The organism is Kitasatospora sp. HPM-01-4 (assembly GCF_051374625.1).
In the GTDB taxonomy this organism is placed as follows: domain Bacteria; phylum Actinomycetota; class Actinomycetes; order Streptomycetales; family Streptomycetaceae; genus Kitasatospora.
Map to the genome: position 1 here is coordinate 2,708,042 of NZ_JBPQGP010000005.1, position 11,834 is coordinate 2,719,875.

Genomic DNA, 11,834 nt, shown 5'->3' on the forward strand with positions numbered 1-11,834 from the left:
AGCCTGAGCGGCAGTCGAACGGTCTTCCCGCTCTCCGGCTCGGGCGTCAGCCCCGGGAGCCGTCGAGTGGTCTTCCCGCTCACTCGCTCCGCTCGCTCGGGCGTCAGCCCCGGGAGCCGTCGAGTGGTCTTCCCGCTCACTCGCTCCGCTCGCTCGGGCGTCAGCCCTGGGAGCCGTCGAGTGGTCTTCCTGCTCACTCGCTCCGCTCGCTCGGGCGTCAGCCCACCGAGCCCTCCATCTGCAGCTCGATCAGCCGGTTGAGCTCCAGCGCGTACTCCATCGGCAGCTCGCGGGCGATCGGCTCGACGAAGCCGCGGACGATCATCGCCATCGCCTCGAACTCGGTCATGCCGCGGCTCATCAGGTAGAAGAGCTGGTCCTCGCTGACCTTGGAGACGGTGGCCTCGTGGCCCATGGACACGTCGTCCTCGCGGACGTCCACGTACGGGTAGGTGTCCGAGCGGGAGATGGTGTCGACCAGCAGCGCGTCGCACAGCACGTTGGACTTGGCGCCGTGCGAGCCCTCGCCGATCTCGATGAGGCCGCGGTAGGAGGTCCGGCCGCCGCCGCGCGCCACCGACTTGGAGACGATGTTGGAGGAGGTGTTGGGCGCCATGTGGACCATCTTGGCGCCGGCGTCCTGGTGCTGGCCCTCGCCCGCGAAGGCGATCGACAGGGTCTCGCCCTTGGCGTGCTCGCCCATCAGGTAGACGGCCGGGTACTTCATGGTGACCTTGGAGCCGATGTTGCCGTCGACCCACTCCATGGTCGCGCCCTCGTACGCCACGGCGCGCTTGGTGACCAGGTTGTAGACGTTGTTCGACCAGTTCTGGATGGTCGTGTAGCGGCAGCGGCCGCCCTTCTTGACGATGATCTCGACCACGGCGCTGTGCAGCGAGTCCGAGGAGTAGATCGGCGCGGTGCAGCCCTCGACGTAGTGGACGTAGGCGTCCTCGTCGACGATGATCAGCGTCCGCTCGAACTGGCCCATGTTCTCGGTGTTGATCCGGAAGTAGGCCTGCAGCGGGATGTCGACCTGCACGCCCTTCGGCACGTAGATGAACGAACCGCCGGACCACACGGCCGTGTTGAGCGCGGCGAACTTGTTGTCGCCGGGCGGGATGACGGTGCCGAAGTACTCCTTGAACAGCTCCGGGTGCTCACGCAGCGCGGTGTCGGTGTCCAGGAAGATGACGCCCTGCGCCTCCAGGTCCTCGCGGATCTGGTGGTACACGACCTCGGACTCGTACTGCGCGGCGACACCGGCGACCAGGCGCTGCTTCTCCGCCTCCGGGATGCCCAGCTTGTCGTAGGTGGCCTTGATGTCCGCGGGCAGGTCCTCCCAGGACTCGGCCTGCTTCTCGGTCGAGCGGACGAAGTACTTGATGTTGTCGAAGTCGATGCCGGAGAGGTCCGAACCCCAGGTCGGCATGGGCTTCTTCTCGAACAGCTTCAGGCCCTTGAGACGCAGGTTGAGCATCCACTCGGACTCGCTCTTCTTCGCCGAGATATCGCGGACGACCTCTTCGCTCAGGCCGCGCTTGGCTGCGGCACCCGCGACATCCGGGTCCGCCCAGCCGTACTCGTAGGTGCCCAGGCCCTCGAGCTCCGGGTGCGAAACGGTGTCAGTCATGCGAGATTCCTCCGCGCGGACGCTGAATTCTGATCGGTAGACGTACCGGCAGTCGGCACGGCATCGGGCACCTGGCGGGGACCGGGCGACGATGCGGCACCGGGTGCCGGCACATAGGTGGTGCAGACCCCGTCACCGTGGGCGATGGTGGCCAGCCGTTGCACATGGGTGCCCAGGAGCTGGGAGAAGACCTCGGTCTCCGCCTCGCAGAGCTGCGGGTACTGCTCGGCGATGTGCACGACCGGGCAGTGGTGCTGGCAGAGCTGGGCGCCCGCCGGGGCCTTCGCGGCGGTCGGCGGCACTCTCCGCACCGTGGCAGCGTACCCGTCGGCGCTCAGCGCCTCGGCCAGTGCCTCGGTGCGCTGGTCGGGCTCGGCCTGGCCCAGCACGGTGAGGTACTTCTGGCCCTGCCTGCCGAACCGGGCCCGGGCGAAGGCGGCGACCGCCTCGTCGCCCGCCTTTCCGCCGCCCACCGACTCGGAGATCCAGCGCAGCGCGTCGGCGGCGAGCTGGTCGTACTCCTGGTAGAAGGCGTCCCGGCCGGACTCGGTGAGGCCGAAGACCTTGGCGGGGCGGCCCCGGCCCCGGCTGCCGTAGACCCGCTGCTCACGGGACTCCACCAGGCCAGTGGCGAGCAGCCCGTCCAGGTGGCGGCGGACGGCCGCCGCGGTCAGCCCCAGGCGGCTGGCGAGGTCGGCGGCGGAGGACGGCCCGTGATCCAGGATCGACCGGGCCACCCGGTCCCGGGTGGCGCGATGGCCCTCCAGCAGCACCTCGGCCGCCGTCGCGGGCACGGCGCAGCCAGGGGCCGACTCGGCCTCCTGCTGGTCCACCTGCTCCCGCACGTTTTTCACAACACGATTGTTGCGTAATTCATTCCTCGGCGACAAGCCGTGATGCATGCCTCATCGGTGGAATCCATCACGCAGGCAAGCCTTACCTGGCCTGCGGAAACGATCACGACACGCGGTGTGAGACCGACCGGCGGCGGGGAGCGCGGGTGAAGAGGGGCCCCGCCCGAGGGCGCGCAAGGAGGGCGGGCGCCGGCTCCGCGGGTACGAGCGCCCGGCGGCGAGCGGGCGAGTGAAGGCGCGCCTGTTCGGTCCTCTTACACTCGCCGGTATGCAGACTTCACCCGCCGTCGAGGTGGCCGGGCTGGTCAAGCGCTACGGCGACAAGACGGCCGTGGACGGCCTCGACCTCACCGTCGGGCGCGGCGCCATCACCGCCGTACTCGGCCCCAACGGCGCCGGCAAGACCACCACCATCGAGACCTGCGAGGGCTACCGCCGCCCCGACGCCGGCACCGTCCGGGTCCTCGGCCTCGACCCGATCGCCGACGCCCGCGAACTGCGCCCCCGGGTCGGCGTGATGCTCCAGGCCGGCGGCGTCTACGCGGGCGCGCGCGCCGTGGAGATGCTGCGGCACACCGCGAAGCTGCACGCCGACCCGCTGGACGTGGACGCCCTGGTCGAGCGCCTGGGCCTCGGCTCCTGCGGCCGCACCACCTACCGCCGCCTCTCCGGCGGCCAGCAGCAGCGGCTGGCCCTCGCCATGGCCGTGGTCGGCCGCCCCGAGCTGGTCTTCCTGGACGAGCCCACCGCCGGACTCGACCCGCAGGCCCGCCGCGCCACCTGGGACCTGGTCCGCGACCTCAAGCGCGACGGCGTCACCGTGATCGTCACCACCCACCACATGGACGAGGCCGAGGAGCTCGCCGACCAAGTCGCCGTCATCGACCGCGGCAAGGTCATCGCCACCGGCAGCCCGGAGGAACTCCGCGGCGGTGAGAGCGGGTCCAGCCTGCGCTTCGAGGCCCCCGCCGGGCTCGACCTCGCCACGCTGCGGAAGCTTCTGCCGGACGGCGTCGCCGCCGCCGAACCCACCCCTGGCCGCTACCGCGTCGAGGCCAGGCTGGAGCCCGAGGTGCTCTCGGCGATCAACGAATGGTGCGCGCTGGCCGGTACCGCCCCCGAGCGGCTCACCGTGCAGCCCCGCAGCCTGGAAGACGTCTTCCTCGACCTGACCGGACGGGACCTGCGTTCATGACCACCCACTCCCCCGCCGCCCCGGACCACTCCCCCGCGCCCGGCGCGGCGCCCGTCGGCCGGATGCTGCTCGCGCAGACCGCCTTCGAGACCAAGATGCTGCTGCGCAACGGCGAGCAGCTGCTGCTCACCGTGGTGATCCCGACCGTGCTGCTGGTGCTGTTCAGCGCCGTGGACGTGGTCTCGGTGGACGGCCCCGGCAAGCGGGTGGACTTCCTCGCACCCGGCCTGCTGGCGCTCGCCGTGATGTCCACCGCCTTCACCGGCCAGGCCATCGGCACCGGCTTCGAACGCCGCTACGGCGTGCTCAAGCGGCTGGGCGCCTCGCCGCTGCCGCGCTGGGCGCTGCTCACCGCCAAGACCGGCTGCGTCCTGGTCACCGAGGTCCTGCAGGTCCTGCTGCTCTCGGCGATCGCCCTCGGGCTCGGCTGGTCCCCGCACGGCAACCCTCTGGCCGTGGTCGGCCTGCTGGTGCTGGGCACCGCCGCCTTCTCCGGCCTCGGCCTGCTGATGGCGGGCACCCTGCGGGCGGAGGCGACGCTGGCCGCCGCCAACCTGGTGTTCATCCTGCTGCTGCTGGCCGGCGGCGTGGTGGTCCCGCTCGCCAAGTTCCCCGCCGCCGTCCGCTCGGCGCTGGAACTGCTCCCGATCAGCGCCCTCTCCGACGGGCTGCGCTCGGTCCTCCAGTACGGCTCCGGGGTCCCCTGGTCCGACCTCGGGATCCTCGCGGTCTGGGCCGTCCTGGGCCTGGGCGCGGCGGCCCGCTTCTTCCGCTGGGAGTGATCTTCCTGGGCGGGCGGGCAGTGCCCCGGGGCGCGGGGAACCGGCGGGTGCCGGTACGCGGCCCTGAGGAACCCGCCCGCCCCTATCGTGGGTACGTGACCTTCCATGGCTGGCCGGCCGAGGCGCTCGAGTTCTACGAGCACCTGGAGGCCGACAACTCCAGGACCTTCTGGGACGCCCACCGAACCGCCTACGAGGAGCTGGTCCGCGGGCCGATGGCCGACCTGCTGGACGAGCTGGAGGACGAGTTCGGCCCGGGGAAGATCTTCCGCCCCTACCGCGACGTCCGGTTCAGCGCCGACAAGACCCCGTACAAGACCCACATCGGCGCCCACCTGCGGACCGGCGGCTACATCCAGCTCTCCGCCGACGGCCTGGCCTGCGGCAACGGCATGTGGCGGCTCGCCGCCGACCAGCTGGCCCGCTACCGCGCCGCCGTCGCCGAGGACATCACCGGCGCCGAGCTGGAACGCGTCATCGCCGAGGTCGAGCAGGCCGGCCCCGCGGTGCACGGCCACGAGACGCTCAGGACCGCCCCGCGCGGCTACCCCAGGGACCACCCCAGGATCGGCCTCCTGCGCCACAAGGGCCTGGTCGCCTGGCAGCAGTGGGAGCCCGCCGCCTGGCTGGGCACCCGTACCGCCGCCAGGCGGATCACCGCCTTCCTGCGCGCCTCCCAGCCGTTGAGGGCCTGGCTGGACGACCACGTCGGCCCCAGTGAACTCCCCGAGCGTTAGGGCCCCGCCCGTCCGGCCGGGGTACGGGTGGGCCCGGAGCCCGGTCAGTGCCTGCGCGAGGAGCGGCGGCGGGTGGCGATCAGCAGCACGGCGCCGAGCACGACCACGGCCGCGCCGCCCGCGGCGAGCACCGGGGTCTCGCTGCCGCCGCCGGTCGAGGCCAGCTCGGGGGCCGAGGAACTCGGTGACGGGACGGGCCTCCTGCTGCTGTGCGAGGGGCTCGGGCTCGCGCTCGGGCTCTGCGACGGGCTCGGCGAGGGCGAGGGCGAGGGCGAGGGGCTGTGGCTCGGACTGGGGCTGTGGCTGGGCGAGGGCGACGCCTGGCAGGGCGCGATGCTCTCGGTCCGGTCGATGTTCCAGCCGGTGTTGTCCGGGTCCTCCGTGGTGCGGACGATGAGCTCGGCCTTGACGTCCTCGCCGTGCGGCGGAACGGTGAAGCTCTGGCTGAAGGCGTCGCCGAAGGTCTTCCGGTCGAGCAGCTTCCTGCCGTCCAGGACCAGGGTGACGGTGTTCTTGAACCGCGGGTTGTAATCGGTCAGTTCGATACTGATCCGGTCGCAGGTCACCGTCCAGGCGGGGATGTGCGCCGAGGCGCCGCCCGCCAGTACCAGGGGTGCTGCCGTGCCGAGTGCCGCCGCTGCCGCCAGCGCGCCGATCCGAGTCCTCCGCCGTCCCGCCATGCCGATCTTCCCTCCCGAACGACCTTGCCATGGACGGGCGTTGACAGTTCCGATCGCCCGGAGCCTGGCCTGCGGTGGCGCACTCTACCGGCCCGGGCACGCTGTGCCACCCCCGTCGGATGGCCGAATGTGTGTGGCCCAACAGCCCACCACGGCAAGGGACTCCGGCACATGCGATAAGAGAAAGTGCGCACCGTTCGACCGATTCCGATCGAACAGCGCGCACCTGTGCCTGGTGTGGTCCTGGGACGTCCAGCCGGTCAAGACCGACCCCCGGCGCTCCGCCGCTGCCCGGCAGCCACCGCGAAGCCGCTCGGCTTCGCGGTGCCACCGGTGGAGGCGGCTCGGCTGCCGCCTCCGCTGCCTTCGGTCTGGTGACCGTGGCACTGGCGGAGGGGCGGCCGACGCCTGCGCGATCGAGACGGCACACGAGTCGGCGGCGCGGCCGCCGAGTCGGATCAGACGGGCTCCGGAGAGGGGCCCGGCGCGTCTCAGGACCACCAGAGCCTACCCCCTCCTCGGAGCGCGCTCCGCTGTGGTGCGCCGCCCGGTGCGATCGGCGCCCCCGTACGCGCTGCCGCCCCGGCGGCCCGCACGGCGGAATCCTGGCGCCCCGCCGGCACCGGCCACGGTCCTCGGCGGGGGCACACACCCCGGGCCACCGGGCCCCCTCACCGGCCACTCCGCGGCATGGAGCCCCCCCCCCCCCCCCCGCGCGTCCGGCCCGTGCCTCGGGGGACGGCCCCGCGCCAAGATCCGGTATAAGCCGACCTAGGATGAACGGGTGCGTACCCCCTTCTCCCTCCTTGCCGACCGCTGGCAGCCGTCCGCCGCGATGGTCCGGCGGGCCGCGCTCGCCGCGCTGGTGATGAGCGTGGTGATCGTGGTCACCGGCGGCGCCGTCCGGCTCACCTCCTCCGGACTCGGCTGCACCACCTGGCCGCGCTGCACCGCCGAGAGCCTGACGCCGACCCCGGCCATGGGCGTCAACGGTGTCATCGAGTTCACCAACCGGATGCTCACCTACGTGCTCTGCGCGGCGATCGGCTGGGCCATCCTGGCCGCCCGCTGCCACCGCCCGTGGCGCCGCGGCCTCACCAGGCTCGGCTGGGCCCAGTTCTGGCTGACGATGAGCAACGCGGTGATCGGCGGCATCACGGTGCTGACCGGGCTCAACCCGTACATCGTCGCGGTGCACATGGTGTCCGCGATGCTCCTGCTCGCGGTCGCCCTGCTGATGTGGGAGCGCTCCAAGGAGGGCGACGGCGCCCCGCAGCAGCTGGTCTCCCAGCCCCTGATGCGGCTGTCCCAGGTGATGGTCGGGGTGATCGCCCTGCTGGTGCTGGTCGGCACGATGGTGACCGGCGCGGGCCACCACCCCGGCGCCGCCAGCCACGGTGGCAAGCCCGTCTACCGCATCCCGATCGACTACGACCGGCTCGTCCAGGCCCACGCCGACCTGGTGTTCCTCTCGGTCGGCCTGGTGCTGGCCCTGGTCTTCACCTTCGCCGCGGTCAAGGCCCCGACGGCTGCCCGGGCCCGGATCCGCGAGCTGCTCGTCCTGCTGCTGGCCCAGGGGCTGCTGGGCTTCATCCAGTACTTCACCGACGCCCCCGAGATCATGGTCGGCTTCCACATGCTCGGCTCCGCCCTGATCATGGCCGCCGCCCTGCGCGTCCCGCTCGCTCTCCGTACCCGTACCGGCGGGAGCGCCCCGGACACCGAGGCGGCACCCAGGACCCTCCAGGCCGCCTGAGAGACACGGAACAGGGGCGCGGGGAGTCGCGCGGAGGTCACCTCCGCACGGCTCCCCGCGCCCCTGTTTCCTTTGGCCCCTCGCCCCCGTTCCGCAGGGGCTGTCAGCCGCCGATCTGGATACCGGCCATCCGCTTCCACTCGTAGGCGCCGGTCTTCACCTTGAGCCCCAGCTCGCCCTCGAAGCTGTCGTGCAGGGTCACCCCGGACAGCTCGGCGGCCCGCAGCCCGATGGCGTGGGTCGGGGCGACCTGGTCGCCCCACGCGCCGTCCGCGCCCACCAGGACGATCCGGGTGGCGGTCCGGCCGACGTACTCGACCACGCCGTCGGCGCTGCCGCCGTGCTGCCGGGCGAAGCTCTCGATGTGCTTGGCGATGCGCTTCGCACGGCGCTCGGCGCGGGCGTCCTGCGGGGCGTTGGTGGCAGTCTCTGCGCTGGTCATGTCCGCATGCTACCCACCGGTATTCACTCCCGCGACGCCACCGCCGTGTGCGGCCGAACACACCCTCCCCGCCGGGATGCGAAAAGGCCCGACCTGTCTCCAGGTCGGGCCTTTCGGTACAGCCGGTCTATCGGAGGAACGGGTCCACCGCGACGACCACGAAGAGCAGCGACAGATAGGTGATGGACCAGTGGAACAGCCGCATCTCCTTCAGCTGCGCCCCCACGATCCCCGCCTTGGCCCGGGCGTACAGGCCGTGCGCCTCCTTGAGCCAGAAGGCACCGAGCACGGCCGCCGCGATCGGGTAGAGCAGCGTGGTGTGCGCCAGCGGCCACAGGGTCAGCGAGACTGCCACCATCACCCAGGAGTAGATGACGATCTGCCTGGCCACCACCAGGTTGCCCTTGAGCACCGGGAGCATCGGCACGTTGGCCTTCTCGTAGTCCTCCCGGACCTTCATGGAGAGCGGCCAGTAGTGCGGCGGCGTCCAGAAGAAGATCACCAGGAAGAGCACCAGCGCCGACCAGGACAGCGAGTTGCGGACCGCCGCCCAGCCGACGAAGACCGGCATGCAGCCCGCGATCCCGCCCCAGACGATGTTCTGGGCGGTGCGCCGCTTCAGGCCGAGCGTGTAGATGAAGACGTAGAACAGCAGCGCGGACAGCGCCAGCCCCGCGGACAGCCAGTTCACCAGCAGCCCGAGGAAGAGCGTGGAGCCCACTGCCAGGGAGATGCCGAACACCAGCGCCTCGCGCGGCGACACCATGCCGGTGACGATCGGGCGGCGCTCGGTCCGGGACATCACCGCATCGATGTCGCGGTCGATGTACATGTTCAGCGCATTGGCGCCGCCGGCCGACAGGTAGCCACCGACGACCACATACAGGACCAGCAGCAGATTGGGAACCCCACGCTGCGCCAGGAACATCACCGGGACGGTGCTCATCAGCAGCAGCTCGATGATCCGAGGCTTGGTCAGTGCGACGAATGCCCCTACGCGGGCCCCGAACGGCCGGCGCGCAGGGCTCGCCCCGACCGCCCCGGCAGGGCGGCTCTCGACGGCGGTCACGAACACCCCAACTCAAGATGAATCTTCACAGGCGTCCCCGGGACCGCTTGGTTGCCGTCACGACCGCGCTGCGCGTACCACGCCACCTTAGACGCTCCATATCTCCGCCCCCGCCTCGGGGTCCCCCGGCGAGGCGCAAGCGCACACCGCCGGGTGAACCCGGCAGAACGCCTTCTCACTCCACCCGAGGGGCGCCCCTCGCCCGTCCCGGCCCTTGGACGCGCAAAGCCGATCGAGATGGGACAGGGTAGGACAAGGTGCGTCCCTCCCTGTCGGGGAATCCCGGGCGCGCGGTCCTGGTTGTCCCGGCACGCAGGACGGGGCCCGCTCTGGCGGTAGGCTCGCACAGAGAAGCGGGATCAACCCTCCGTGACCGGCACCATTCAGACGTCAGGCCCACAATGACGTGGCCGACCGGTCCCTCACGGGGTCACTCTTCATTTATGGAAGGAGCCCTGACTCAGGGTGAGTACCACGCCGACGAACGCATTCGAGTGGACCGAGCTGGACCAGCGCACGGTCGACACCTCCCGGGTCCTGGCCATGGACGCAGTCCAGAAGGTGGGCAACGGCCACCCGGGCACGGCCATGTCGCTGGCCCCCGCGGCGTACCTGATCTTCCAGCGTTTCCTGCGCCACGACCCCACCGACCCGGCCTGGGTCGGCCGTGACCGCTTCGTGCTCTCGCCGGGGCACACCTCGCTGACGCTGTACACCCAGCTGTACCTGTCCGGCTACGGGCTGTCGCTCGACGACCTCAAGGCCTTCCGTGTCGCGGGCAGCCGCACCCCGGGCCACCCGGAGCACGGCCACACCGCCGGTGTCGAGACCACCACCGGTCCGCTCGGCCAGGGCATCGCCAACGCGGTCGGCATGGCGATGGCCGCCCGCTACGAGCGCGGTCTGTTCGACCCCGAGGCCCCGGCGGGCGAGTCCCCGTTCGACCACACCATCTGGGCGATCGTCTCCGACGGCGACCTGGAGGAGGGCATCTCCGCCGAGGCGTCCTCGCTGGCCGGGCACCAGAAGCTGGGCAACCTGGTCGCGCTGTACGACGACAACCACATCTCGATCGAGGGCGACACCGCGACCGCCTTCTCCGAGGACGTCCTGGCCCGCTACGAGGCGTACGGCTGGCACGTCCAGCGGGTGACGCCCAAGGCCGACGGCGACATCGACGTGCACGCCCTGGCGACCGCCCTGGAGGCGGCCCGCGCCGAGACCTCCCGGCCGTCGATGATCGCGATGCGCACCATCATCGCCTGGCCGGCCCCGAACGCCCAGGACACCGCCAAGGCGCACGGCTCGGCGCTCGGCGAGGCCGAGATCGCCGCCACCAAGAAGGTGCTGGGCTTCGACCCGCAGAAGACCTTCGAGGTCACCGACGCGGTCGTCAACCACGCCCGCGAGGTCGTCCAGCGCGGCAAGGCCGCCCGGGCCGAGTGGGAGAAGGGCTTCCACGCCTGGCGCGAGGCCAACCCGGAGCGCGCCGCCGAGTTCGAGCGGATCCTCGCCGGCGAGCTCCCCGACGGCTGGGAGAAGGCCGTCCCGGTCTTCCCGGCCGGCAAGGACGTCGCCACCCGCAAGGCCTCCGGCGACACCCTCAAGGCGCTCGGCGCGGTGATCCCGGAGCTGTGGGGCGGCTCGGCCGACCTCGCGGAGTCCAACCTCACCACCATCGACGAGGACAGCTCCTTCCTCCCCGAGGGCAACCCGCTGAAGTCGGCCAGCCCGTACGGCCGGACCATCCACTTCGGCATCCGCGAGCACGCCATGGGCTCGACCATGAACGGCATCGCGCTGCACGGCAACACCCGGGTCTTCGGCGGCACCTTCCTGGTGTTCTCCGACTACATGCGCCCGGCCGTCCGCCTCGCCGCGCTGATGAAGCTCCCGGTCACCTACGTCTGGACGCACGACTCGATCGGCCTCGGCGAGGACGGCCCGACCCACCAGCCGGTCGAGCAGCTGGCCGCGCTGCGCGCCATCCCGGGCCTGTCGATCGTCCGCCCGGCCGACGCCAACGAGACCGCCGTCGCCTGGCGCACCATCGCCGAGCGGCACTCCAGCCACCCCGGTCCGGTCGGCCTGGCGCTCACCCGCCAGGGTGTGCCGACCTTCGACCGCGAGGTCTTCAACTCGGCCGACGGCGTCGCCAAGGGCGGTTACGTGCTGGCCGAGGCCTCCAACTTCGCGCCGAAGGTGATCCTGATCGCCACCGGCTCCGAGGTGCAGCTCGCGGTCAAGGCCCGCGAGGAGCTGGAGGCCGACGGCATCCCGACCCGCGTGGTCTCCATGCCGTCCATCGAGTGGTTCAACGAGCAGGACCAGGCGTACCGCGACAGCGTGCTGCCGCCGAACGTCCGGGCCCGGGTCTCGGTCGAGGCGGGCATCGCCCAGGGCTGGCGCGAGCTGGTCGGCGACGCCGGCCGGATCATCAGCCTGGAGCACTACGGCGCCTCCGCCGACTACAAGGTGCTCTTCCGTGAGTTCGGCCTGACCGCGGACGCCGTGGCCAACGCCGCCCGTGCCTCGGTCCGCACGGTCGAGGCCATCTCCCGCTAGAGCCCTGCCCCGCAAGCCGAAGGGCGTGCCGATGCCGAAAGCGAAGAACGACGCACCAGCGGCGATCGTCGCCATCGGCCTGAACGCCCTTCGGCCCTCGGGCCGCAGTGGGCCGGGCATC

Annotated in this window: 10 protein-coding genes; 5 read left to right on the top strand and 5 right to left on the bottom strand. The window is 71.5% G+C overall.

The window, feature by feature from the left end:
• Positions 1–217 precede the first annotated feature (217 nt).
• Together sufB and ACSMTC_RS11520 are read right to left on the bottom strand one after the other, a co-directional pair.
• A complete protein-coding gene (gene sufB, locus ACSMTC_RS11515; protein ID WP_436559570.1) occupies positions 218–1,633 on the bottom strand; it encodes a Fe-S cluster assembly protein SufB in 1,416 nt (471 codons plus the stop codon).
• Entirely contained in the window at positions 1,630–2,487 is an 858-nt protein-coding gene (locus ACSMTC_RS11520) for a helix-turn-helix transcriptional regulator (RefSeq protein WP_436559571.1), read from the bottom strand. Before ACSMTC_RS11520 ends, sufB begins: the two co-directional genes overlap by 4 nt.
• 268 nt (positions 2,488–2,755) lie before the next feature.
• On the opposite strand from ACSMTC_RS11520, the gene ACSMTC_RS11525 reads away from it, so the two are divergent.
• From ACSMTC_RS11525 to ACSMTC_RS11535, 3 genes are all read left to right on the top strand, one after another.
• Positions 2,756–3,682, top strand: a complete 927-nt coding sequence (locus ACSMTC_RS11525; RefSeq protein ID WP_436559572.1) for an ABC transporter ATP-binding protein — start codon at positions 2,756–2,758, stop codon at positions 3,680–3,682.
• Positions 3,679–4,464, top strand: coding sequence for an ABC transporter permease (locus ACSMTC_RS11530; RefSeq protein ID WP_436559573.1), 786 nt, complete (start codon positions 3,679–3,681; stop codon positions 4,462–4,464). The genes ACSMTC_RS11525 and ACSMTC_RS11530 overlap by 4 nt, the downstream gene beginning before the upstream one ends.
• Positions 4,465–4,559: 95 nt before the next feature.
• Positions 4,560–5,201, top strand: a complete 642-nt coding sequence (locus tag ACSMTC_RS11535) for a DUF2461 domain-containing protein (RefSeq protein WP_436559574.1) — start codon at positions 4,560–4,562, stop codon at positions 5,199–5,201.
• Between the two features lie 44 nt (positions 5,202–5,245).
• Here the strand turns inward: ACSMTC_RS11535 and ACSMTC_RS11540 are convergent, their stop codons facing one another.
• On the bottom strand, positions 5,246–5,881 hold the full coding sequence (locus ACSMTC_RS11540) for an LAETG motif-containing sortase-dependent surface protein (RefSeq protein ID WP_436559575.1): 636 nt from the start codon (positions 5,879–5,881) through the stop codon (positions 5,246–5,248).
• Between the two features lie 784 nt (positions 5,882–6,665).
• Between ACSMTC_RS11540 and ACSMTC_RS11545 the strand changes: the two genes are divergently transcribed.
• Positions 6,666–7,637 carry a COX15/CtaA family protein gene (locus ACSMTC_RS11545; protein ID WP_436559576.1) on the top strand — a complete coding sequence of 324 codons (972 nt, stop codon included), beginning with the start codon at positions 6,666–6,668 and terminating at the stop codon, positions 7,635–7,637.
• Positions 7,638–7,740: 103 nt separating this feature from the next.
• Here the strand turns inward: ACSMTC_RS11545 and ACSMTC_RS11550 are convergent, their stop codons facing one another.
• Both ACSMTC_RS11550 and ACSMTC_RS11555 read right to left on the bottom strand, forming a co-directional pair.
• The gene (locus tag ACSMTC_RS11550) at positions 7,741–8,079 is read right to left on the bottom strand and encodes a hypothetical protein (RefSeq protein WP_436559577.1); all 339 of its coding nucleotides are present in this window, start codon (positions 8,077–8,079) and stop codon (positions 7,741–7,743) included.
• Between the two features lie 127 nt (positions 8,080–8,206).
• On the bottom strand, positions 8,207–9,154 hold the full coding sequence (locus ACSMTC_RS11555; protein ID WP_436559578.1) for a heme o synthase: 948 nt from the start codon (positions 9,152–9,154) through the stop codon (positions 8,207–8,209).
• A gap of 459 nt (positions 9,155–9,613) precedes the next feature.
• Between ACSMTC_RS11555 and tkt the strand changes: the two genes are divergently transcribed.
• Positions 9,614–11,713: a transketolase gene (gene tkt / locus ACSMTC_RS11560; protein WP_436559579.1), complete on the top strand. Its 2,100-nt coding sequence runs from the start codon at positions 9,614–9,616 to the stop codon at positions 11,711–11,713.
• Positions 11,714–11,834 lie beyond the last annotated feature (121 nt).